Source organism: Streptomyces sp. NPDC031426 (genome assembly GCF_055581585.1).
In genome coordinates, this window is the sequence record NZ_JBVIJE010000011.1 from 137,015 (window position 1) to 160,693 (window position 23,679).

General features: G+C 68.5%; 20 protein-coding genes and 1 tRNA gene. 18 read left to right on the plus strand and 3 right to left on the minus strand.

Going from position 1 to position 23,679, the window contains the following annotated elements:
- The 5 genes from ACZ5NH_RS24000 to ACZ5NH_RS24020 all read left to right on the plus strand — a co-directional run bounded on the left by ACZ5NH_RS24000 (position 1) and on the right by ACZ5NH_RS24020 (position 4,376).
- Positions 1-429, plus strand: coding sequence for a MaoC family dehydratase (locus ACZ5NH_RS24000; RefSeq protein ID WP_468777952.1), 429 nt, complete (start codon positions 1-3; stop codon positions 427-429).
- 114 nt (positions 430-543) lie between these two features.
- On the plus strand, positions 544-1,113 hold the full coding sequence (locus tag ACZ5NH_RS24005; RefSeq protein ID WP_388619553.1) for a TetR/AcrR family transcriptional regulator: 570 nt from the start codon (positions 544-546) through the stop codon (positions 1,111-1,113).
- Between the two features lie 83 nt (positions 1,114-1,196).
- Complete coding sequence (locus tag ACZ5NH_RS24010; RefSeq protein ID WP_468777955.1) at positions 1,197-2,693, plus strand: DHA2 family efflux MFS transporter permease subunit; 1,497 nt, start codon at positions 1,197-1,199, stop codon at positions 2,691-2,693.
- Positions 2,694-2,725: 32 nt separating this feature from the next.
- The gene (locus ACZ5NH_RS24015; RefSeq protein WP_388621017.1) at positions 2,726-3,106 is read left to right on the plus strand and encodes a DUF3291 domain-containing protein; all 381 of its coding nucleotides are present in this window, start codon (positions 2,726-2,728) and stop codon (positions 3,104-3,106) included.
- Positions 3,107-3,212: 106 nt separating this feature from the next.
- Complete coding sequence (locus ACZ5NH_RS24020) at positions 3,213-4,376, plus strand: UDP-N-acetylmuramate dehydrogenase (protein WP_468778179.1); 1,164 nt, start codon at positions 3,213-3,215, stop codon at positions 4,374-4,376.
- Between the two features lie 19 nt (positions 4,377-4,395).
- Here the strand turns inward: ACZ5NH_RS24020 and ACZ5NH_RS24025 are convergent, their stop codons facing one another.
- Positions 4,396-5,028, minus strand: a complete 633-nt coding sequence (locus ACZ5NH_RS24025) for an NAD(P)-dependent oxidoreductase (protein ID WP_468777957.1) — start codon at positions 5,026-5,028, stop codon at positions 4,396-4,398.
- A gap of 116 nt (positions 5,029-5,144) precedes the next feature.
- On the opposite strand from ACZ5NH_RS24025, the gene ACZ5NH_RS24030 reads away from it, so the two are divergent.
- Positions 5,145-5,756 carry a TetR/AcrR family transcriptional regulator gene (locus tag ACZ5NH_RS24030; protein WP_451552453.1) on the plus strand — a complete coding sequence of 204 codons (612 nt, stop codon included), beginning with the start codon at positions 5,145-5,147 and terminating at the stop codon, positions 5,754-5,756.
- A gap of 439 nt (positions 5,757-6,195) precedes the next feature.
- Here ACZ5NH_RS24030 and ACZ5NH_RS24035 read toward each other — a convergent pair whose 3' ends face one another.
- Together ACZ5NH_RS24035 and ACZ5NH_RS24040 are read right to left on the minus strand one after the other, a co-directional pair.
- A complete protein-coding gene (locus ACZ5NH_RS24035; protein ID WP_468777960.1) occupies positions 6,196-7,236 on the minus strand; it encodes an adenosine deaminase in 1,041 nt (346 codons plus the stop codon).
- Positions 7,237-7,383: 147 nt separating this feature from the next.
- The gene (locus ACZ5NH_RS24040) at positions 7,384-8,610 is read right to left on the minus strand and encodes a pyridoxal phosphate-dependent aminotransferase (RefSeq protein ID WP_388619568.1); all 1,227 of its coding nucleotides are present in this window, start codon (positions 8,608-8,610) and stop codon (positions 7,384-7,386) included.
- 262 nt (positions 8,611-8,872) lie between these two features.
- On the opposite strand from ACZ5NH_RS24040, the gene ACZ5NH_RS24045 reads away from it, so the two are divergent.
- The 12 genes from ACZ5NH_RS24045 (at position 8,873) to rpsG (ending at position 23,664) form a co-directional block, all read left to right on the plus strand.
- Positions 8,873-8,945 (plus strand) — tRNA-Trp (locus ACZ5NH_RS24045).
- Between the two features lie 106 nt (positions 8,946-9,051).
- A complete protein-coding gene (secE, locus tag ACZ5NH_RS24050) occupies positions 9,052-9,339 on the plus strand; it encodes a preprotein translocase subunit SecE (RefSeq protein WP_023547417.1) in 288 nt (95 codons plus the stop codon).
- A gap of 80 nt (positions 9,340-9,419) precedes the next feature.
- The gene (nusG, locus tag ACZ5NH_RS24055; RefSeq protein WP_351802216.1) at positions 9,420-10,274 is read left to right on the plus strand and encodes a transcription termination/antitermination protein NusG; all 855 of its coding nucleotides are present in this window, start codon (positions 9,420-9,422) and stop codon (positions 10,272-10,274) included.
- Positions 10,275-10,443: 169 nt separating this feature from the next.
- Positions 10,444-10,878: a 50S ribosomal protein L11 gene (gene rplK / locus ACZ5NH_RS24060; protein WP_030601313.1), complete on the plus strand. Its 435-nt coding sequence runs from the start codon at positions 10,444-10,446 to the stop codon at positions 10,876-10,878.
- 101 nt (positions 10,879-10,979) lie between these two features.
- Complete coding sequence (gene rplA / locus ACZ5NH_RS24065) at positions 10,980-11,705, plus strand: 50S ribosomal protein L1 (protein ID WP_388619572.1); 726 nt, start codon at positions 10,980-10,982, stop codon at positions 11,703-11,705.
- A gap of 180 nt (positions 11,706-11,885) precedes the next feature.
- Positions 11,886-12,821, plus strand: a complete 936-nt coding sequence (locus ACZ5NH_RS24070; RefSeq protein ID WP_468777964.1) for an SCO4651 family lipoprotein — start codon at positions 11,886-11,888, stop codon at positions 12,819-12,821.
- Positions 12,822-13,101: 280 nt separating this feature from the next.
- Positions 13,102-13,632: a 50S ribosomal protein L10 gene (rplJ, locus tag ACZ5NH_RS24075; protein WP_069779227.1), complete on the plus strand. Its 531-nt coding sequence runs from the start codon at positions 13,102-13,104 to the stop codon at positions 13,630-13,632.
- A gap of 117 nt (positions 13,633-13,749) precedes the next feature.
- On the plus strand, positions 13,750-14,133 hold the full coding sequence (gene rplL, locus ACZ5NH_RS24080) for a 50S ribosomal protein L7/L12 (RefSeq protein WP_388619578.1): 384 nt from the start codon (positions 13,750-13,752) through the stop codon (positions 14,131-14,133).
- Positions 14,134-14,702: 569 nt separating this feature from the next.
- A complete protein-coding gene (rpoB, locus tag ACZ5NH_RS24085; RefSeq protein WP_388619580.1) occupies positions 14,703-18,188 on the plus strand; it encodes a DNA-directed RNA polymerase subunit beta in 3,486 nt (1,161 codons plus the stop codon).
- Between the two features lie 97 nt (positions 18,189-18,285).
- Positions 18,286-22,185, plus strand: a complete 3,900-nt coding sequence (locus ACZ5NH_RS24090; protein WP_468777967.1) for a DNA-directed RNA polymerase subunit beta' — start codon at positions 18,286-18,288, stop codon at positions 22,183-22,185.
- A 634-nt stretch (positions 22,186-22,819) separates the two neighbouring features.
- Complete coding sequence (gene rpsL, locus ACZ5NH_RS24095) at positions 22,820-23,191, plus strand: 30S ribosomal protein S12 (protein ID WP_003948652.1); 372 nt, start codon at positions 22,820-22,822, stop codon at positions 23,189-23,191.
- Positions 23,192-23,193: 2 nt separating this feature from the next.
- The gene (gene rpsG, locus ACZ5NH_RS24100; protein ID WP_003998848.1) at positions 23,194-23,664 is read left to right on the plus strand and encodes a 30S ribosomal protein S7; all 471 of its coding nucleotides are present in this window, start codon (positions 23,194-23,196) and stop codon (positions 23,662-23,664) included.
- Positions 23,665-23,679 lie beyond the last annotated feature (15 nt).

The window sequence follows — 23,679 nt, forward strand, 5'->3', positions numbered from 1 at the left end:
ATGACGGCGAAGATCGCGTACGACGACGTCGAGGTCGGCACCGAACTGCCGGCGCAGACCTTCCCCGTGACCCGCGCCACGCTCGTGCGCTACGCGGGTGCCTCCGGGGACTTCAACCCGATCCACTGGAACGAGAAGTTCGCCAAGGAGGTCGGCCTGCCGGACGTCATCGCGCACGGCATGTTCACCATGGCCGAGGCGATCCGCGTGGTCACCGACTGGACCGGGGACCCGGGCGCGGTCGTGGAGTACGGCGTCCGCTTCACCAAGCCCGTCGTCGTGCCGAACGACGACCAGGGCGGGCTGATCGAGGTCAGCGGCAAGGTCGCGGCCAAGCTGGACGACAACACCGTGCGCGTGGACCTGACGGCGACCAGTGACGGCCAGAAGGTGCTGGGCATGTCCCGGGCGGTCGTACGGCTGGCCTGACGGCACCACCGGAAGCAGTGCGGTAAGGGGCGTCCTCCATGGTGGGGCGCCCCTTACGTATGTCCGGGGCCGAGGAGCTTGCCAAGTTAGTGATTGAGCACTAACTTACTTTCCATGCCCAGGATGAGTGCAGAAGAGCGACGCGAGAGCGTCATTCGCGCGGCGATCGCCGAGTTCGCGCAGAAGGGCTACTACGGCACTTCCACGGAGGCGATCGCGAGCCGCGTCGGCGTGTCGCAGCCGTATCTCTTCCGGCTCTTCGCGGGCAAGAAGGCGATCTTCGCCGCCGCGTCGCTCCGGTGCGTGGAGGACACCTGCCGGGTCTTCGAGGCGGCGGCCGAGGGGCTGGACGGCGAGGAGGCCCTGCATGCCATGGCGAACGCCTATGTGCGGATGATCACGGAGCAGCCCGAGAAGCTCCAGATGCAGATGCAGACGTACATCACGGTCGCGGCGGCCGAGGCGGAGGGTGACCACGAGTTCGGCGAGGCCGTACGGGCCTCCTGGATGAAGCTCTGGGACACCGTCCATCTGCCGCTCGGGGCGGACGACGGCGAGACCACGACCTTCCTGGCGTACGGAATGCTCATCAACACCCTCACCGCCATGGGGTTTCCACCCGAACACCGGGTCTGGCAGGGGATGTATCCGTCGGCCCGGATCACCGGGCGGCTGGAGAAGTAGCGGAACGGGGGGATCGTCCACCTCTTTTCCTGGCCGCAAAAGTTAGTCATCAATAACTAACTAGATCGCTCTCTGGGGGAGAGATGTCACACCAGACCGCAACGAGCACCGGCCGCGGAAGCGCGGCCTGGGCCCTCGTCATCACCAGCGTCGCCGGCTTCATGGCGGCCCTCGACAACCTCGTCGTCACCACCGCACTGCCCTCCATCCGCAAGGACCTCGGCGGCGCGCTGGACGACCTCGAGTGGACCGTGAGCGCCTACACGCTCACCTTCGCCGTCCTGCTGATGTTCGGCGCGGCGCTCGGTGACCGCTTCGGGCGCCGCCGGCTCTTCATCGCCGGACTCGCCGTCTTCACCGGTGCCTCCGCCGCCGCGGCCATGGCCCCCGGCATCGGCTCCCTGATCGCCGCCCGTGCGGTCCAGGGCGTCGGCGCGGCCGTGATGATGCCGCTCACGCTGACCCTGCTGACCGCGGCCGTGCCCGCCGCCAAGCGCGGGATGATGTACGGCATCTGGGGCGCCGTCAACGGACTCGCCGTCGCCTCCGGACCGCTCATCGGCGGCAGCCTCACCGAGCACGTCTCCTGGCACTGGATCTTCTGGCTGAACGTCCCGCTCGGCCTGATCACGCTGCCGCTCGCCCGGCTGCGCCTCGCCGAGTCCCACGGCACCGGGGCCCGGCTCGACGTCCCCGGCACCCTGCTCGCCAGCGGCGGCCTCTTCGGGATCGTCTACGGCCTGGTCCGCGGCCCGGCCGACGGCTGGACCGACACCGTGGTCCTCACCGCGCTGTTCGCGGGCGGCGTGCTGCTGACCGGGTTCGTCCTGTACAGCTCCCGCGCGGCCAACCCCATGCTGCCGATGCGGCTGTTCCGGTCCCGCGCCTTCTCCGGCATCAACGCGGCCAGCCTGCTGATGTTCGTCGGCATGTTCGGCTCGATCTTCCTTCTCAGCCAGTACATGCAGGGCGTGCTCGGCTACTCGCCCACCGAGGCGGGCCTCAGGATGCTGCCGTGGACCGGCATGCCGATGCTCGTCGCGCCGATCGCCGGGATCCTCTCCGACCGCATCGGCGGCCGCCCGGTCGTCGCGGCCGGCCTGTTCCTGCAGGCCGTAGGTCTCGGTTACATGGCTGCCGTGGCAACCACGGACGCCTCCTACGCCGCCCAGCTGCCCGCCCTGGTCGTCAGCGGGGTCGGCATGGCCCTGTACTTCGCGCCGGCCGCCAACCTGGTGATGTCCAGCGTCCGCCCGCAGGAGCAGGGCATCGCCTCCGGCGCCAACAACGCGCTGCGCGAGGTGGGCGGCGCGCTCGGCATCGCGGTGATGTCGTCGATCTTCTCCGCACAGGGCGGCTACGAGACTGCGCAGAGCTTCGTCGACGGTCTGCGGCCCGCCCTGGTCACCGGCTCGGCGGTGGTCGCCCTCGCCGCGGTCGCGGCCCTGGCGATCCCGGCCCGGCGCGCCGCCGCCCGCCTCGCCGCGGGGGACGCGCGGACGCCCGCGACGGCCCTGGAGGCCGCTGCCGCCGAGGCTCCCGCCCCGGCGGGCACCGCTCTGGAGAGCACCGCCCGCTGAAACCCCGCCACCCTCGTCCCATGGAGTTCGCGATGCCCGCTCTTCCCTGGATCGTGCCGAACACCCCGCCGCAGGGCACCGAGGTGCACGTCTTCGCCTCGCGCTTCGAGACCCGCTCCCTGTGGGGCGCGCTCCGCTTCCTCGCCCGCACCCCGGCCGTGTGGCGGCAGGTCGGCAAGGCACCCGGCGCCTACGGGGCATCCCTCAAGGCACAGCCCCTGCGGCGGACCTTCTGGACGTTGTCCGCCTGGGAGTCCGCCGACGCGCTGAAGGCCTTCGCCCGCTCCGGTGTCCACCGGCCCACCTCCCGCGGACTGGCCTCCCAGATGCGCGACGCCGCGTTCGCCACCTGGCAGACCTCCAGCGACGAGTTGCCGGTGAGCTGGGAGGAGGCGGAGCGGCGGCTCAGCTAGACCGCCGGTCGGCAGCCGCGGTACGCCGGGTACGCGCGCGTGGGCTTCGAGAGGAGCCCACGCGCGCGTGCCCGTGTGCCGGCTCGCGTCGGTGGGCGGGCAAGGCATGGAGCCCACCCCGCCCTGCATGGGCGGAACCGCCTCCCGCCACGGTTCCCCGGCCGTCGCCCGCGTGGCTGCGTTGCTGTCGGAGGTGTCTCGTAGTCTTGGGCCCGTGCAGGTACTCCACGACGCCCCCCTCGCCCCGCTGACCACCTTCCGGCTGGGCGGTCCCGCGGCCCGGCTGGTCACCGCCACCACCGACGCCGAGGTGATCGCCGCCGTCCGTGAGGCCGATGACAGCGGGACGCCGCTGCTGGTCATCGGCGGTGGATCGAACCTGGTCATCGGCGACAAGGGCTTCGACGGCACCGCCCTGCGCATCGCCACGCGCGGTGTCGAGCTGCGCGGCACGACGCTGGAGCTCGCGGCCGGCGAGGTGTGGACGGATGCCGTGGCCCGCACGGTCGAGGCCGGGCTGGCGGGGATCGAGTGCCTCGCCGGGATCCCGGGATCGGCCGGCGCCACCCCGATCCAGAACGTGGGCGCCTACGGCCAGGAGGTCTCCTCCACCATCACCGAGGTCATCGCCTACGACCGGCGCGCCGGCGAGACCGTCACGCTGACGAACGAGGAGTGCGCCTTCTCGTACCGCCACAGCCGCTTCAAGGCCGACCCCGAGCGCTATGTCGTGCTGCGCGTCCGCTTCGAGCTCGAGGACGCGGACGGGCTCTCGGCGCCCGTGAAGTACGCCGAGGCGGCCCGCGCGCTCGGCGTCGAGCCGGGCGAGCGGGTGCCGCTGGCCGAGGCCCGCGAGACCGTGCTGAAGCTGCGCGCGGGGAAGGGCATGGTGCTCGACCCCGAGGACCACGACACCTGGTCCGCCGGGTCCTTCTTCACCAACCCGATCCTCAGCGACGAGCAGTTCGCCGCGTTCCACGCGCGCGTGCGCGAGCGGCTGGGCGACGGCGTGGAGCCGCCCGCCTACCCGGCGGGGGAGGGCCGTACGAAGACCTCCGCGGCCTGGCTGATCGACAAGGCGGGCTTCACCAAGGGCTACGGCACCGGACCGGCCCGCATCTCCACCAAGCACACCCTCGCCCTCACCAACCGGGGCGCCGCCACCACCGAGGACCTGCTGGCCCTGGCCCGCGAGGTGGTCGGCGGCGTGCGCGAGGCCTTCGGGATCACGCTCGTCAACGAGCCGGTGACGGTCGGCGTCAGCCTCTGACGGCACGAGCGGCAGTGGCCTAGTACGCCACCCCCACGCCCTGCTTCACGGTCCCCGCGTCGTCGATCATCGCCAGCATCGCGTGCGCCACGTCCGCGCGCGCGATGAAGCGGCCCTTGCGCGGGAAGCCGCCGACGGCGGTGCGGTAGCGGCCGGTGAGCGGCTTGTTCTGCAGCCGTGGCGGCCGTACGGACGTCCAGTCCGTGCCGCTGCGGGCCAGCTCGGCCTCCATCCCGCGCAGATCGGTGTAGACGTCCTTCAGGACGGCCGACACCAGGCCGCGCATCGCACGGTCCAGCGCGCCGTCGGCCTCGGGGGCGGGGCCGACGGGGCCGGCGCTGACCACGAGCAGCCGCCGTACGCCCTCCGCCTCCATGGCGCGCAGGACGGTCCGGGTCAGCCGGGTGGCGACCCCGGCGTCCTTGCGGCTGCGCGCGCCCAGGCCGGAGAGGACCGCGTCCCGGCTGCTGACCGCGGCGCGCAGCTCCTCGGGGTCGGTGAGGTCGGCGCGGAACACCTCCAGCGAGTCCCCGGTGACGTCGAGCCGGGCGGGATCGCGGACCACGGCGGTCACCCGGTGGCCGGCGCCGAGCGCCTGACGCACGATCTCGCGGCCGATGCCGCCGGTGGCGCCGAAAACGGTGAGGTTCATGAGTGCTCCCGTACTCGGGATGGGTGGAGTGGGACAGGTGGGTGAGTATTCACTCACCTGCCTGCCCTCTAGAGTGGGTAAGCACTCACCCACACGTCAAGCCCGATTGGACGCCCATGGAGCCGAAGCCGGCGCGTGTCCGCATCCTCGACGCCGCCCACGAGCTCATGCTCACCGTCGGACTCGCCCGCGCCACCACCAAGGAGATCGCCCGCGCGGCCGGCTGCTCCGAAGCGGCCCTCTACAAGTACTTCGACAGCAAGGAGGACCTGTTCGTACGCGTGCTCGCCGAGCGGCTGCCCCGGCTCACGCCCCTGCTCAACAGCCTCGCCGCCGAACCCGGACAGGGCACCCTGGAGGGCAACCTCACCGAGATCGCCCGCCAGGCCGCGCTCTTCTACGAGCAGAGTTTCCCGATCGCCGCCTCCCTGTACGCCGAGACCCAGCTCAAGCGACGCCACGACGACGCCCTGCGCACGCTCGGCTCCGGACCGCACCGGCCCATCCAGGACCTGGACGCCTATCTGCGCGCCGAACAGGCCGTCGGCCGGGTCCGCGCCGACGCCGACACCTTCGCGGCCGCCTCGCTGCTGCTGGGTGCCTGCGCGCAGCGCGCGTTCGCCTACGACGCGACCGCCACCGGGGAGCGGCCGTCGGTCGACGACTTCGCCACCCGGCTCGCGCGGACGCTGCTGGGCGGAATCTCCGCTGCGCAGGCCTCGGCGTGAATCTCACGCTGAGGGCATGACAAACGCCTGCCACGGGTCCCGTCCGTGCGGCTGAGGTCGCGCGAGCTCCGCCCCCGCACCGGCCCGCACGAACACCGGGTCGTCCAGCCCCGGCAGCCCCTGCTCCCGGCACACGATCGTCCGTGTGCCGCTGCTCGCCGGCCAGCGGTCCGAACTGCGCCGGAAGCCGCGCGCGGGCACCCCGCTGACCGGGCGCACTGACGAGGCGCGCACCGCGCGGGACGCCGCCGCCTGGCGTGAGCGCCACACGCGGCCCGGCTTCCGCAACGAGTTGCGGCACGACACGCACGCGTGCACGTTCTTCCTCTTCGGCAGCCGGGACGTGTTCGCCGAGACGGCCGACTGGTTCGCGCACGCGAGGCTGATGGGGGAGATCCCGGCACTCGTCCAGCCGCCCCGGGCCAGCCCGCTGCTCGCCTTACACGGCCGGCCGGGTCAGCCAGTCGTCCACGCCGGCCAGCAGGCGCGCCCTGACGTTCTCCGGGGCGGCCGAACCCCGTACCGACTGGCGGGCCAGCTCGGCGAGTTCGGCGTCCGAGAAGCCGTGCGCGTGCCGGGCGATCTCGTACTGGGCGGCCAGCCGGGAGCCGAACAGCAGCGGGTCGTCGGCGCCGAGCGCCATGGGTACGCCGGCGTCGAAGAAGGTCCGCAGTGGCACGTCCTCGGGCTTCTCGTACACGCCGAGCGCCACGTTCGAGGCCGGGCACACCTCGCAGGTCACGCCCCGGTCGGCGAGCCGCTTCAGCAGCCGCGGGTCCTCCGCCGCGCGCACCCCGTGCCCGATCCGCGAGGCGTGCAGGTCGTCGAGGCAGTCGCGCACCGAGGCCGGGCCGGTCAGCTCGCCGCCGTGCGGGGCTGACAGCAGACCGCCCTCGCGCGCGATGTGGAAGGCCCGGTCGAAGTCCCGCGCCATGCCCCGCCGCTCGTCGTTGGAGAGCCCGAAACCGACCACGCCGCGGTCGGCGTACCGCACCGCGAGGCGGGCCAGCGTACGGGCGTCCAAAGGGTGCTTCATGCGGTTGGCGGCGACGAGCACGCGCATGCCGAGCCCGGTCTCCCGGGACGTGGTCTCCACCGCGTCCAGGATGATCTCCAGCGCGGGGATCAGCCCGCCCAGCCGGGGTGCGTACGACGTGGGGTCCACCTGGATCTCCAGCCAGCCCGAGCCGTCGTTCAGGTCCTCCTCGGCGGCCTCCCGGACCAGGCGCTGGATGTCCTCCGGCCGGCGCAGGCAGGAGCGCGCCGCGTCGTACAGCCGCTGGAAACGGAACCAGCCCCGCTCGTCGGTGGCCCGCAGCTTCGGCGGTTCGCCGCTGGTCAGCGCCTCCGTCAGGGCCTCGGGCAGACGTACGCCGTGCTTGTCGGCCAGTTCCAGGACGGTCCCCGGCCGCATCGAGCCGGTGAAGTGCAGGTGCAGATGGGCTTTCGGCAGCTCAGAGAGATCACGTACACGCTCCATTCCCAGATCCTGCCGTACGTCCCTGCCGTACCGGTAGCCGTTTCCCCGTACGTGGTCTTGCTCGCACAAACGAACAGGGGCACCCGGGAACGTTCCCGGGTGCCCCTGTCCAAAAATGGACCTCTCGGTTGTCCGAAGATGGACTGCTCAGGCCTTGGCCTCCGCCAGCAGCTTCTGGATGCGGCTCACGCCCTCGACGAGGTCCTCGTCGCCCAGCGCGTACGACAGCCGCAGATAGCCCGGCGTGCCGAAGGCCTCACCCGGGACGACCGCGACCTCGGCCTCCTCCAGGATCAGCGCGGCCAGCTCGACCGTGTCCTGCGGGCGCTTGCCGCGGATCTCCTTGCCGAGCAGGGCCTTGACCGACGGGTAGGCGTAGAACGCGCCCTCGGGCTCGGGGCAGACCACGCCGTCGATCTCGTTGAGCATCCGCACGATCGTCTTGCGGCGCCGGTCGAAGGCCTCGCGCATCTTCGCCACGGCCTGAAGGTCACCGGAGACGGCGGCCAGGGCGGCCACCTGGGCCACGTTGGAGACGTTCGAGGTGGCGTGCGACTGCAGGTTGGTCGCGGCCTTGACGACGTCCTTCGGGCCGATGACCCAGCCCACGCGCCAGCCGGTCATGGCGTACGTCTTGGCCACACCGTTGACGACGACGCACTTGTCGCGCAGCTCGGGCAGCAGCGCCGGCAGGGACACCGCGGCGGCGTCGCCGTAGACCAGGTGCTCGTAGATCTCGTCGGTGAGCACCCACAGGCCGTGCTCCAGGGCCCAGCGGCCGATCGCCTCGGTCTCGGCCTCGGAGTACACCGCGCCGGTCGGGTTGGACGGGGAGACGAAGAGCACGACCTTCGTCTTCTCCGTGCGCGCCGCCTCCAGCTGTTCGACCGAGACGCGGTAGCCGGTCGTCTCGTCGGCCACGACCTCCACCGGGACTCCGCCGGCCAGGCGGATCGACTCCGGGTACGTCGTCCAGTACGGCGCCGGGACGATGACCTCGTCGCCCGGGTCGAGGATCGCGGCGAACGCCTCGTAGATGGCCTGCTTGCCGCCGTTGGTGACGAGGATCTGCGAGACGTCCGGCTCCCAGCCGGAGTCGCGCAGCGTCTTCGCGGCGATCGCGGCCTTCAGCTCGGGCAGGCCGCCGGCCGGCGTGTAGCGGTGGTACTTCGGGTTCTTGCACGCCTCTACGGCGGCCTCGACGATGTAGTCCGGGGTCGGGAAGTCGGGTTCACCGGCGCCGAAGCCGATCACCGGACGCCCGGCGGCCTTCAGGGCCTTGGCCTTGGCGTCCACGGCGAGGGTGGCGGACTCGGAGATCGCGCCGACTCGGGCGGAGACCCGGCGCTCGGTGGGAGGGGTTGCAGCGCTCATGGAGCCCATCGTTCCAGACCGGAAATCCCCCCGGCACATGGGTTTCACAGACTGAACAGCAACGGGGCGGGACGTGAACACGGGTCCGAATCCGGCCTCCGGCCAGGACGATCTTTGGTCAGGTGGCCCTGGACGGGCGCTTTCTGTTCGACGCCGGGCTGTTGACCACGTACACTCTCACCTCGTTGGCCTTCAGAAGCCGCCGCCGAAACCGGTGCACACCGCGCACCCGGTCGGATGCGGTACGTTGGGGGACACACAAAGGGTCGTAGCTCAATTGGTAGAGCACCGGTCTCCAAAACCGGCGGTTGGGGGTTCAAGTCCCTCCGGCCCTGCTACACACACCGCCAGGATGTGTGCGCATGTACGTACAGCAATGCACCGCCGTGCGGCTCAGAAACCGGGCGCGGCACGGCCACGACCCGGGACCAGGTGAGGACAATGACGGACGCCGTGGGCTCCATCGACACGCCTGACGCCCAGGACGAGGCGCTCGAATCGAAGAAGAAGGCCCGCAAGGGCGGCAAGCGCGCCAAGAAGGGCCCGCTGAAGCGCCTCGCCACCTTCTACCGCCAGATCATCGCGGAGCTCCGCAAGGTCGTCTGGCCGACGCGCAACCAGCTGACGTCGTACACCACCGTGGTGATCTTCTTCGTCGCCATCATGATCGCGCTGGTGACCGTGATTGACTATGGGCTCAACCACGCGGCCAAGTACGTCTTCGGCTGAGCCAAGAGCGAAGGGCGCCGTGGTACCGGCGCCCGTTTTCGCATGTTCCACCCCTATGTATCCAGGAAGAAGCAGCCATCGTGTCTGACCCGAACCTGAACGACGACGCCATCGAGCCTCGCGGGACCGCTGCCGAGATGGTGGACGACGAGCGCGACATCGTCGAGGGCGCGGACGAGCAGGACGAGTTCGAGGCTGCCGAGGCCGAGGCGGGGGAGCCGGCCGAAGAGGCTGCCCTGAACGTCGAGGACGAGGAAGACGAGGAAGAGGCCGAGGAGGCTGCCGCCGAGGCCGCCGAGGAGGAGCCGGCCGCGCCCGTCGACCCCGTCGAGGCCCTGCGCGAGGAACTGCGCTCTCTGCCCGGCGAGTGGTACGTCATCCACACCTACGCCGGTTACGAGAACCGCGTGAAGACCAACCTGGAGCAGCGCGCCGTCTCGCTGAACGTCGAGGACTACATCTTCCAGGCCGAGGTGCCGCAGGAAGAGGTCGTCCAGATCAAGAACGGCGACCGCAAGACGATCAAGCAGAACAAGCTGCCGGGTTACGTCCTGGTCCGCATGGACCTGACCAACGAGTCCTGGGGTGTCGTCCGCAACACCCCGGGCGTCACCGGCTTCGTCGGCAACGCCTACGACCCGTACCCGCTGACCCTGGACGAGATCGTCAAGATGCTCGCCCCGGAAGCCGAGGAGAAGGCCGCCCGCGAGGCCGCCGAGGCCGAGGGCAAGCCCGCCCCGCAGCGCAAGGTCGAGGTCCAGGTGCTGGACTTCGAGGTCGGCGACTCGGTCACCGTCACCGACGGCCCGTTCGCCACGCTGCAGGCGACCATCAACGAGATCAACCCCGACTCGAAGAAGGTCAAGGGCCTGGTGGAGATCTTCGGCCGCGAGACCCCGGTCGAGCTGTCCTTCGACCAGATCCAGAAGAACTAGTCCATTTCTGGACGTCGCTCTTCCGCGCAGGTCAGGCAGGCTGTCTCAGCCGGTCTGACCTGCGCGGTTTTTGGCCGCGCATCTATACCCGTTATCGTTGTGCGGTATGCCTGCGTCAGGATCGCGATCTTGCGCGGGCATGGACCCGAATGAAAGGACCCGGAGAGCTATGCCTCCCAAGAAGAAGAAGGTCACGGGGCTCATCAAGCTCCAGATTCAGGCCGGTGCCGCCAACCCGGCTCCGCCGGTCGGCCCCGCGCTGGGTCAGCACGGTGTCAACATCATGGAGTTCTGCAAGGCCTACAACGCCGCGACCGAGTCGCAGCGCGGTTGGGTCATCCCGGTGGAGATCACGGTCTACGAGGACCGCTCCTTCACCTTCGTCACCAAGACGCCGCCGGCCGCGAAGATGATCCTCAAGGCCGCGGGCATCGAGAAGGGCTCCGGCGAGCCGCACAAGACCAAGGTCGCCAAGATCACCCAGGCGCAGGTCCGCGAGATCGCCCAGACCAAGATGCCCGACCTGAACGCGAACGACCTGGACGCCGCCGCGAAGATCATCGCCGGTACCGCGCGTTCCATGGGCGTCACGGTCGAGGGCTGACCCCAAACCCCCAAGCAGTCATGCGACCGTAGCCGGTCGCACGTGGCAGGGCCTGCTCGGCCCAGGGACCACGACTCCTTCAGAACACACAGGAGCAAGTTGTGAGCAAGCGCAGCAAGGCTCTCCGCGCTGCGGACGCCAAGGTCGACCGGGAGAAGCTGTACGCCCCGCTCGAGGCCGTCCGTCTCGCCAAGGAGACCTCCACGACCAAGTTCGACGCCACCGTCGAGGTCGCCTTCCGTCTGGGTGTCGACCCGCGCAAGGCCGACCAGATGGTCCGTGGCACCGTGAACCTTCCGCACGGCACCGGTAAGACCGCCCGGGTCCTGGTCTTCGCGACCGGCGACCGTGCCGAGGCCGCGCGTGCCGCGGGCGCCGACATCGTCGGTGCCGACGAGCTGATCGACGAGGTCTCGAAGGGCCGCCTGGACTTCGACGCCGTCGTCGCCACCCCGGACCTCATGGGCAAGGTCGGCCGCCTCGGCCGCGTCCTCGGCCCGCGTGGTCTGATGCCGAACCCGAAGACCGGCACCGTCACCCCCGACGTCGCCAAGGCCGTCACCGACATCAAGGGCGGCAAGATCGAGTTCCGCGTCGACAAGCACTCGAACCTGCACTTCATCATCGGCAAGGCGTCCTTCGGGGACGACAAGCTGGTGGAGAACTACGGCGCCGCGCTGGAGGAGATCCTCCGTCTGAAGCCGTCCGCCGCCAAGGGTCGCTACATCAAGAAGGCCGCCATCACCACCACGATGGGCCCCGGCATCCCGGTCGACCCGAACCGCACCCGCAACCTCCTCGTCGAGGAGGACCCGGCCGCCGTCTGAGCCGTCCGCTCACCCCGGTAGCCGCGTCAGGTACGCGTGAGTGAGGGCGGGCCCCGCAACCTTCCAGGTGCGGGGCCCGTCCTTTCTTCGTAGGGCCTTTCTTTGCACGGCCTTTCGAATGACTGTCAGTGGCCCGGGCTACGTACAGGGCACAACGACTCGCAACAGGGGTGGGACCAGATGAAGAGCACGACCGTTCGCCGTACGGCCCTTTCCGCAGCGGTGGTCGCCGCGCTGACCTCCGTGGCAGCCTGCGGCTCCTCCGCGAGCTCCGGCAAGGGTGACAAGGCCGCCGGCGGCGAGACGATCCACATCAGCCCCATCGCCGCCGTGCTGCGCACCGCCGAGCAGTCCACCGACAAGGCGGAATCGGCGAAGGTGCGCTCCACCATGGTCGTCGGCGACGTGATGTCGATGTCGGGAAACGGCACCATGCGCTGGGGCAACGGCCTCACCGGCAGCCTCACCATCACCTACACCGGCGGCAAGATCGCCGAGGCCATGCACAAGGCCGGTGCGGCGCCATCGGTGCAGGCCCGCTACCTGCCGGACGCCTACTACGCGAGCCTGGGCGGCACGTCCGCCGAGCGCCTGGGCGGCAAGCACTGGATCAAGTACTCGTACGACCTCCTCGCCCAGGTCGGCGGTGCCTCCGGGGCGTACCTGAAGGACCAGATCCGCACCGCCACGCCGGCCCAGACGGTGAAGCTGCTGCTGGCCTCCCATGACGTGAAGAAGGTCGGCCAGGAGACCGTCTCCGGCGTCCGTACGACGCACTACTCGGGCACGGTGAACGTCGCCGACTTCGCGGGCAGGAGCAGCAACCTCAGCGCGGACCAGCTGGCCGCTCTGAAGAGGCAGCTCGACCAGGCGGGCGTCGCCAGCGAGACCATCGACATCTGGCTCAACGACCAGAACCTGCCGGTGAAGAAGATCGAGAAGGGCGCCATGGCCAAGGGCGAGATGGTCAACACCGCCTATTACAGCGACTACGGCGTCCCGGTCACCACCGAGGCCCCGCCGGCCTCCGACACACTGGACTTCGCCAAGCTCATGAAGTCCAGCCGCCTGCCCAACGGCACCGCGACGGGCAGCGGCACGAGTACTACGTCCTGACCCGATTTGCCTGGGTGGGGGGCCGTCCCGTACGCTTCCCCGGAAGCCAAAGACCGCTGGTCGTTGCCGCGCGCTCGTACGAGGGCGCGGTGGCCGAAGGATCCGCTGAAAAGTGGGCGACCCGCGCAGGTGACAGTGGAAGAACTCCCGGAGTGCGCGCGCCGAGCGTGTGTGCGACCGGTCGAGTCTGCCCCGTGCGCCTGCGCCGGGGCGTTTCGTTTTCCCCAGTCCTCCTTCGGGTCCGCGCGGTCCGAATCACCCGGAAGGAGGCCGAGGCTCTATGGCGAGGCCCGACAAGGCTGCCGCGGTTGCGGAGCTGACGGACAAGTTCCGCAGCTCCAACGCCGCCGTGCTGACCGAGTACCGCGGTCTCACCGTGGCGCAGCTCAAGACGCTGCGCCGGTCGCTCGGTGAGAACGCCCAGTACGCCGTGGTGAAGAACACGCTGACCAAGATTGCGGCCAAGGAGGCCGGGATCACGCTGGAGGACCAGCTCTTCGCTGGCCCGACGGCCGTCGCCTTCGTCACCGGTGACCCGGTGGAGTCGGCGAAGGGTCTGCGTGACTTCGCCAAGGACAACCCCAATCTCGTCATCAAGGGCGGTGTCCTCGAGGGCAAGGCCCTCTCCGCCGACGAGATCAAGAAGCTTGCGGACCTCGAGTCCCGCGAGGTTCTGCTCAGCAAGCTGGCCGGTGCCTTCAAGGGCAAGCAGTCCCAGGCTGCTCAGCTCTTCCAGGCGCTGCCGTCGAAGCTCGTCCGCACCGTGGACGCGCTGCGCGCCAAGCAGGCCGAGCAGGGCGGTGCCGAGTAATTCGGCTCGCTTTCTGATCCTGGCCGCATGACGCGGCAAGGGTCTCAGCGGGCCGACGTACGCCCGCCTCATCCAGTACATCCGGCACCTGCCGATTTGAGTGGAAGGACCGCCAACATGGCGAAGCTCAGCCAGGAAGACCTGCTCGCGCAGTTCGAGGAGATGACCCTCATCGAGCTCTCCGAGTTCGTGAAGGCCTTCGAGGAGAAGTTCGACGTCACCGCCGCCGCCGCGGTCGCCGTTGCCGGCCCGGCCGGCCCGGCCGCCCCGGCCGAGGCCGAGGAGGAGAAGGACGAGTTCGACGTCATCCTCACCGGCGCCGGCGACAAGAAGATCCAGGTCATCAAGGTCGTGCGTGAGCTGACCTCCCTGGGTCTGAAGGAGGCCAAGGACCTCGTCGACGGCACCCCGAAGCCGGTCCTCGAGAAGGTCAACAAGGAAGCCGCCGACAAGGCCGCCGAGGCCCTCAAGGGCGCCGGCGCCTCCGTCGAGGTCAAGTAACACCTTCCGGGTCCCCAGGACCCGACTGCGCGCTGAAAGCGGTCCCGTAGGGCTGTAACGCGAACGCACCGAAGGGCGATCATCCATCTGGGTGGTCGCCCTTCGGCGTTCTCCGGGGTCCGGTGTGGGCCGCCTTGCACCTGTGTTCGTGAGGGGTAAGGTGATCTTCGCCGTGTCCCCGGACGGCGGTGTTCCGGCGGGGGCCCCTTGACGAACCGCACGCAGCGCGCAATTCTCAGGACGCGTCGTCACGAGGATCCGAATCCGAGGCATGGATCGACGGCGAAGAGGGCAGTATCAACGTGCGTTGAGGGCGGGCATGCCGAGGGCGTTGACAAGAGCGGTGAGCACAGCGAGGGTCTCGAAAAACCCGCACTGGACATCAGTGTGCCGAGTGGCTACACTGACCCTTTGCGCTGCCTGTTAGCTGTCCCCTGCCCGTCACCAGGGGTCTGCCCTCACTCGAGCACTGACGACAAAAGCTCCCTTGACCTGGGGTTTCTGTCTCTGCGTACGAGTGAGGGGCCGGTACGCGCGTAGTGAGTCCGAGCCCTCGGAAGGACCCCCTCTTGGCCGCCTCGCGCAATGCCTCGACCGCGAATATGAACAACGGCGCCAGCACCGCCCCGCTGCGCATCTCCTTTGCAAAGATCAAGGAGCCTCTTGAGGTTCCGAACCTGCTCGCGCTGCAGACCGAGAGCTTCGACTGGCTGCTCGGCAACACCGCCTGGCAGAGTCGGGTCGAGGAGGCTCTGGAGAACGGTCAGGACGTCCCCACCAAGTCCGGTCTGGAGGAGATCTTCGAGGAGATCTCCCCGATCGAGGACTTCTCCGGGTCGATGTCCCTGACGTTCCGGGACCACCGCTTCGAGCCGCCGAAGAACTCCATCGACGAGTGCAAGGAGCGCGACTTCACGTACGCCGCCCCGCTCTTCGTCACTGCCGAGTTCACCAACAACGAGACCGGTGAGATCAAGTCCCAGACCGTCTTCATGGGCGACTTCCCGCTCATGACGAACAAGGGCACCTTCGTCATCAACGGCACTGAGCGTGTCGTGGTGTCTCAGCTGGTCCGTTCCCCCGGTGTCTACTTCGACTCCACCATCGACAAGACGTCCGACAAGGACATCTTCTCCGCCAAGATCATCCCGTCCCGGGGTGCCTGGCTGGAGATGGAGATCGACAAGCGCGACATGGTCGGTGTCCGCATCGACCGCAAGCGCAAGCAGTCGGTCACCGTACTGCTGAAGGCGCTCGGCTGGACGACCGAGCAGATCCTTGAGGAGTTCGGCGAGTACGAGTCCATGCGCGCCACCCTGGAGAAGGACCACACCCAGGGCCAGGACGACGCGCTGCTCGACATCTACCGCAAGCTGCGTCCGGGCGAGCCCCCCACGCGTGAGGCCGCGCAGACGCTGCTGGAGAACCTGTACTTCAACCCGAAGCGTTACGACCTCGCCAAGGTCGGCCGCTACAAGGTCAACAAGAAGCTCGGTGCGGACGAGCCGCTGGACGCCGGTGTGCTCACCACCGAGGACGTCATCGCGACCATCAAGTACCTGGTGAAGCTGCACGCCGGCGAGACCGAGACGGTCGGCGCGTCGGGTCGCTCGATCATGGTCGAGACCGACGACATCGACCACTTCGGCAACCGCCGTATCCGCAGCGTCGGCGAGCTGATCCAGAACCAGGTCCGTACGGGTCTCGCCCGTATGGAGCGTGTCGTGCGCGAGCGCATGACCACGCAGGACGTCGAGGCGATCACGCCGCAGACCCTGATCAACATCCGCCCGGTCGTGGCGTCGATCAAGGAGTTCTTCGGCACCTCGCAGCTGTCCCAGTTCATGGACCAGAACAACCCGCTGTCGGGGCTGACGCACAAGCGTCGTCTGAACGCCCTCGGCCCGGGTGGTCTCTCCCGTGAGCGGGCCGGCTTCGAGGTCCGTGACGTGCACCCCTCGCACTACGGCCGCATGTGCCCGATCGAGACGCCGGAAGGCCCGAACATCGGTCTGATCGGCTCGCTCGCCTCCTACGGCCGGGTCAACGCGTTCGGTTTCATCGAGACGCCGTACCGCAAGGTCGTCGACGGCCAGGTCAGCGACGAGGTCGACTACCTGACGGCCGACGAGGAGGACCGCTTCGTCATCGCGCAGGCCAACGCGCCGCTGAACGAGGAGATGCGGTTCGCCGAGGCCCGCGTGCTGGTCCGCCGCCGTGGCGGCGAGGTCGACTACGTCGGCCCCGAGGACGTGGACTACATGGACGTCTCGCCGCGCCAGATGGTGTCGGTCGCGACCGCCATGATCCCCTTCCTGGAGCACGACGACGCCAACCGTGCCCTCATGGGCGCGAACATGATGCGTCAGGCCGTGCCGCTGATCAAGTCCGAGGCGCCGCTCGTCGGCACCGGCATGGAGTACCGCTCCGCGGTCGACGCCGGCGACGTGGTCAAGGCCGAGAAGGACGGTGTGGTCCAGGAGGTCTCCGCGGACTACATCACCACCGCCAACGACGACGGCACGTACATCACGTACCGCCTGGCCAAGTTCTCCCGGTCCAACCAGGGCACCTCGGTCAACCAGAAGGTCATCGTCAACGAGGGCGACCGCGTCGTCACCGGCCAGGTCCTGGCCGACGGCCCGGCCACCCAGAACGGCGAGATGGCCCTCGGCAAGAACCTGCTCGTGGCGTTCATGCCGTGGGAGGGTCACAACTACGAGGACGCGATCATCCTGTCGCAGCGCCTCGTGCAGGACGACGTCCTCTCCTCGATCCACATCGAGGAGCACGAGGTCGACGCCCGTGACACCAAGCTCGGCCCCGAGGAGATCACCCGGGACATCCCGAACGTCTCCGAGGAGGTCCTCGCCGACCTCGACGAGCGCGGCATCATCCGCATCGGTGCCGAGGTCATCGCCGGTGACATCCTCGTCGGCAAGGTCACCCCGAAGGGTGAGACCGAGCTGACCCCCGAGGAGCGCCTGCTGCGCGCGATCTTCGGTGAGAAGGCCCGTGAGGTCCGTGACACCTCGCTGAAGGTGCCGCACGGCGAGACCGGCAAGGTCATCGGCGTGCGCGTCTTCGACCGCGAGGAGGGCGACGAGCTGCCGCCGGGCGTGAACCAGCTGGTCCGCGTCTACGTCGCGCAGAAGCGCAAGATCACCGACGGTGACAAGCTCGCCGGCCGGCACGGCAACAAGGGTGTCATCTCCAAGATCCTGCCGATCGAGGACATGCCGTTCCTGGAGGACGGCACCCCGGTCGACATCATCCTCAACCCGCTGGGTGTGCCGTCCCGAATGAACCCGGGACAGGTCCTGGAGATCCACCTCGGCTGGCTCGCCAGCCGCGGCTGGGACGTCTCCGGCCTCGCGGACGAGTGGGCCCAGCGCCTGCAGGCCATCGGCGCCGACCAGGTCGCCCCGCGCACCAACGTCGCGACCCCGGTCTTCGACGGTGCCCGCGAGGACGAGCTTGCGGGTCTGCTGCAGCACACCATCCCGAACCGCGACGGCGAGCGCATGGTGCTCCCGTCCGGCAAGGCGCGGCTGTTCGACGGCCGTAGCGGTGAGCCGTTCCCGGACCCGATCTCGGTCGGCTACATGTACATCCTGAAGCTGCACCACCTGGTCGACGACAAGCTGCACGCCCGCTCGACCGGTCCGTACTCGATGATCACCCAGCAGCCGCTGGGTGGTAAGGCGCAGTTCGGTGGCCAGCGGTTCGGCGAGATGGAGGTGTGGGCACTCGAGGCCTACGGCGCCGCGTACGCCCTCCAGGAGCTGCTGACCATCAAGTCCGACGACGTCACCGGCCGCGTGAAGGTCTACGAGGCCATCGTCAAGGGCGAGAACATCCCCGAGCCCGGCATCCCCGAGTCCTTCAAGGTCCTCATCAAGGAGATGCAGTCGCTCTGCCTGAACGTGGAGGTGCTGTCCAGCGACGGTATGTCCATCGAGATGCGTGACACCGACGAGGACGTCTTCCGCGCTGCGGAGGAGCTCGGCATCGACCTGTCCCGGCGCGAGCCGAGCAGCGTCGAAGAGGTCTGACGGGAGTCCGGCGGGGCCCCCACCCACGGGGCCCCGCCGACCCCCAGGCCCCCGTTTCAGACCACAGACTTACGACCCTGAGAGGGATTGACGCATAGTGCTCGACGTCAACTTCTTCGACGAGCTCCGGATCGGCCTGGCCACCGCTGACGACATCCGTCAGTGGAGCCACGGCGAGGTCAAGAAGCCCGAGACCATCAACTACCGCACCCTCAAGCCCGAGAAGGACGGCCTCTTCTGCGAGAAGATCTTCGGCCCCACCCGGGACTGGGAGTGCTACTGCGGCAAGTACAAGCGCGTCCGCTTCAAGGGCATCATCTGTGAGCGCTGTGGCGTCGAGGTCACCCGCGCCAAGGTGCGCCGTGAGCGGATGGGCCACATCGAGCTCGCCGCGCCCGTCACGCACATCTGGTACTTCAAGGGTGTCCCGAGCCGACTGGGCTACCTGCTCGACCTGGCTCCGAAGGACCTCGAGAAGGTCATCTACTTCGCCGCGTACATGATCACGTACGTCGACGAGGAGCGCCGTACCCGTGACCTGCCCTCCCTGGAGGCGCATGTCTCGGTCGAGCGCCAGCAGATCGAGAACCGCCGGGACGCCGACCTGGAGGCCCGCGCCAAGAAGCTCGAGTCCGACCTGGCCGAGCTGGAGGCCGAGGGCGCCAAGGCCGATGTGCGCCGCAAGGTGCGCGAGGGTGCCGAGCGCGAGATGAAGCAGCTGCGCGACCGTGCGCAGCGCGAGATCGACCGCCTCGACGAGGTGTGGAACCGGTTCAAGAACCTCAAGGTCCAGGACCTGGAGGGCGACGAGCTGCTCTACCGCGAGCTGCGGGACCGCTTCGGCACGTACTTCGACGGCTCGATGGGTGCCGCGGCGCTGCAGAAGCGCCTGGAGTCCTTCGACCTCGAGGAGGAGGCCGAGAAGCTCCGCGAGATCATCCGTACCGGCAAGGGCCAGAAGAAGACCCGTGCCCTCAAGCGGCTGAAGGTCGTCTCCGCGTTCCTGCAGACGTCCAACAGCCCCAAGGGCATGGTCCTGGACTGCGTCCCGGTCATCCCGCCGGACCTGCGTCCGATGGTGCAGCTCGACGGTGGCCGCTTCGCGACCTCCGACCTGAACGACCTGTACCGCCGTGTCATCAACCGCAACAACCGTCTGAAGAGGCTCCTGGACCTCGGTGCCCCGGAGATCATCGTCAACAACGAGAAGCGCATGCTTCAGGAGGCTGTTGACGCCCTCTTCGACAACGGCCGTCGCGGCCGGCCGGTGACCGGTCCCGGAAACCGCCCGCTGAAGTCCCTCAGCGACATGCTGAAGGGTAAGCAGGGCCGCTTCCGTCAGAACCTGCTCGGCAAGCGTGTCGACTACTCGGCGCGTTCCGTGATCGTCGTCGGCCCGCAGCTGAAGCTGCACCAGTGCGGTCTGCCGAAGGCGATGGCGCTGGAGCTGTTCAAGCCGTTCGTGATGAAGCGCCTGGTCGACCTGAACCACGCGCAGAACATCAAGAGCGCCAAGCGCATGGTGGAGCGCGGCCGTACGGTCGTGTACGACGTCCTCGAAGAGGTCATCGCCGAGCACCCGGTTCTGCTGAACCGTGCTCCCACCCTGCACCGCCTCGGCATCCAGGCCTTCGAGCCGCAGCTGGTCGAGGGCAAGGCCATCCAGATCCACCCGCTCGTCTGCACCGCGTTCAACGCGGACTTCGACGGTGACCAGATGGCCGTGCACCTGCCGCTGTCCGCGGAGGCGCAGGCCGAGGCCCGCATCCTGATGCTGTCCTCGAACAACATCCTCAAGCCGGCCGACGGCCGTCCGGTGACGATGCCGACCCAGGACATGGTCCTCGGTCTGTTCTTCCTCACCACCGACGGCGAGATGCGTGACGTCAAGGGCGAGGGCCGCTCGTTCGCGTCCGTGGCCGAGGCGATCATGGCGTTCGACGCCGGCGAGCTGTCGCTGCAGTCGCGCGTGGACATCCGCTTCCCGGTGGGCACCATCCCGCCGCGCGGCTGGACCCCGCCGGCGCGCGAGGAGGGCGAGCCGGAGTGGCAGCAGGGTGACAGCTTCCGGCTGAACACCACGCTGGGCCGTGCGCTCTTCAACGAGCTGCTGCCCGAGGACTACCCGTTCGTCGACTACGAGGTCGGCAAGAAGCAGCTCTCCGAGATCGTCAACGACCTCGCCGAGCGCTACCCGAAGGTCATCGTGGCGGCGACGCTCGACAACCTGAAGGCGTCCGGCTTCTACTGGGCCACCCGTTCCGGCGTCACCGTCGCCATCTCCGACGTCGTCGTTCCCGAGGCGAAGAAGGAGATCGTCAAGGGCTACGAGGCGCAGGACGAGAAGGTCCAGAAGCAGTACGAGCGCGGTCTGATCACCAAGGACGAGCGCACGCAGGAGCTCATCGCGATCTGGACCAAGGCGACCAACGAGGTCGCCGAGGCGATGAACGAGAACTTCCCGAAGACCAACCCGATCTTCATGATGGTGAACTCGGGTGCACGAGGCAACATGATGCAGATGCGTCAGATTGCCGGTATGCGTGGTCTGGTGTCGAACGCCAAGAACGAGACGATCCCGCGTCCGATCAAGGCGTCGTTCCGTGAGGGTCTGTCCGTGCTGGAGTACTTCATCTCCACGCACGGTGCCCGTAAGGGTCTGGCGGACACCGCCCTTCGTACCGCCGACTCGGGATACCTCACCCGTCGTCTGGTCGACGTCTCCCAGGACGTCATCATCCGCGAGGAGGACTGCGGCACCGACCGTGGCCTCAAGCTCCACATCGCGGAGCGCGGTGCGGACGGCGTGCTGCGCAAGGCGGGCAACGTCGAGACGTCCGTGTACGCGCGCTGCCTCGCCGAGGACATCGTCGTCGACGGCAAGGTGCTGGCCCCGGCCGGTACCGACCTCGGTGACGTGCTCATCGACGAGCTGGTCAAGCACGGCGTCGAGGAGGTCAAGACCCGCTCGGTCCTGACCTGTGAGTCCGCCGTCGGCACCTGCGCGATGTGCTACGGCCGTTCGCTCGCCACCGGCAAGCTGGTCGACATCGGTGAGGCGGTCGGCATCATCGCCGCCCAGTCCATCGGTGAGCCCGGTACCCAGCTGACGATGCGTACCTTCCACACCGGTGGTGTGGCCGGTGACGACATCACCCAGGGTCTGCCGCGTGTCGTCGAGCTCTTCGAGGCCCGTACCCCGAAGGGTGTCGCCCCGATCTCCGAGGCGAGCGGCCGCGTCCGCATCGAGGAGACCGAGAAGACCAAGAAGCTCGTCGTCACCCCGGACGACGGCAGCGACGAGACGGCGTACCCGATCTCCAAGCGTGCCAAGGTCCTGGTCAGCGAGGGCGAGCACGTCGAGGTGGGCCAGCAGCTCACCGTGGGTGCCACCAACCCGCACGACGTGCTGCGCATCCTGGGCCAGCGTGCCGTCCAGGTCCACCTGGTCGGCGAGGTCCAGAAGGTCTACAACTCGCAGGGTGTGTCGATCCACGACAAGCACATCGAGATCATCATCCGGCAGATGCTGCGCCGCGTGACGATCATCGAGTCCGGCGACGCCGAGCTGCTGCCCGGCGAGCTGGTCGAGCGCTCCCGCTTCGAGCACGAGAACCGTCGTGTGGTCCAGGAGGGCGGTCACCCGGCCTCCGGTCGTCCGCAGCTGATGGGTATCACCAAGGCCTCGCTGGCGACGGAGTCCTGGCTGTCGGCCGCCTCCTTCCAGGAGACGACCCGAGTCCTGACGGACGCGGCGATCAACGCCAAGTCCGACAGCCTCATCGGCCTCAAGGAGAACGTCATCATCGGTAAGCTCATCCCGGCCGGTACGGGTCTGTCCCGCTACCGCAACATCCGGGTCGAGCCGACCGAGGAGGCCAAGGCCGCGATGTACTCGGCCGTCGGCTACGACGACATCGACTACTCGCCGTTCGGCACCGGCTCCGGCCAGGCCGTCCCGCTGGAGGACTACGACTACGGTCCGTACAACCAGTAAGCGAGCAGCATGAAGGGCGGTCACCCCTCGGGGTGGCCGCCCTTCGGCGTTCCCGGTTGCCCATCGGCGTTGCCGACCGCCCTGGCGCGTCCCGACCGCCCTGGCGCCTCCCGGCCGCCTTCGCGCGTCCCGGCCGTCGTTCAGGCCCGCGGCGCGCAAGTACCACCTCGGCGCCCCAGGGACGGGACAAGGCCTTCACGGCGCGGCAGGCGGCCGTGTACGGGCGGCGGGGGCACCATCAGGGACGCACATCACAGGCGGCCGGAACGCGCCGGCCGGGAGGCGCGGTCGGTGGCTGGATTCCGCTGTGTTTCAACTGTTTTGACTGGCGGTACCCGGCATGCAGCGGGGCGTTGCGCCGCGCAGGGGCTTGACAGCGTGGCCGACGTGATAGAGGCAAGGCCCATTTGTTTTGACCACAGCGAATGAGGTAGGTACGCTCAGACCTTGTGCCTGGGGTGTGCCCTGGCTCTCGTGCGTGCCTTCAGACCGCACGGGAGCTGTGAGCGGCCACCGTAATCTGTGCTCTTTTCGCCTTGCGGCGGGAGTCCGCCGGATTCGACACACCCGACCGCGTGGGTCGGCGAAGTTCCAGGTTAGCTGTACCCATCGGCACACAGAAACCGGAGAAGTAGTGCCTACGATCCAGCAGCTGGTCCGCAAGGGCCGGCAGGACAAGGTCGAGAAGAACAAGACGCCCGCACTCGAGGGTTCCCCTCAGCGTCGTGGCGTCTGCACGCGTGTGTTCACGACCACCCCGAAGAAGCCGAACTCGGCCCTCCGCAAGGTCGCGCGTGTGCGTCTGACCAGCGGCATCGAGGTCACCGCTTACATTCCGGGTGAGGGACACAACCTGCAGGAGCACTCCATCGTGCTCGTGCGCGGCGGCCGTGTGAAGGACCTGCCGGGTGTTCGCTACAAGATCATCCGCGGTTCCCTCGACACCCAGGGTGTCAAGAACCGCAAGCAGGCTCGCAGCCGTTACGGCGCCAAGAAGGAGAAGTAAGAATGCCTCGTAAGGGCCCCGCCCCGAAGCGCCCGGTCATCATCGACCCGGTCTACGGTTCTCCTCTGGTGACCTCCCTGATCAACAAGGTGCTGCTGAACGGCAAGCGCTCCACCGCCGAGCGCATCGTCTACGGCGCCATGGAGGGCCTGCGCGAGAAGACCGGCAACGACCCGGTCATCACGCTCAAGCGCGCTCTCGAGAACATCAAGCCGACCCTCGAGGTCAAGTCCCGCCGTGTCGGTGGCGCCACCTACCAGGTTCCGGTCGAGGTCAAGCCCGGCCGTGCCAACACCCTGGCGCTGCGCTGGCTGGTCGGTTACTCCCGCGCCCGTCGCGAGAAGACCATGACCGAGCGTCTCCTCAACGAGCTTCTCGATGCCTCCAACGGCCTCGGTGCGGCCGTGAAGAAGCGCGAGGACACCCACAAGATGGCCGAGTCCAACAAGGCCTTCGCGCACTACCGCTGGTAGTCGCTACCCACATCG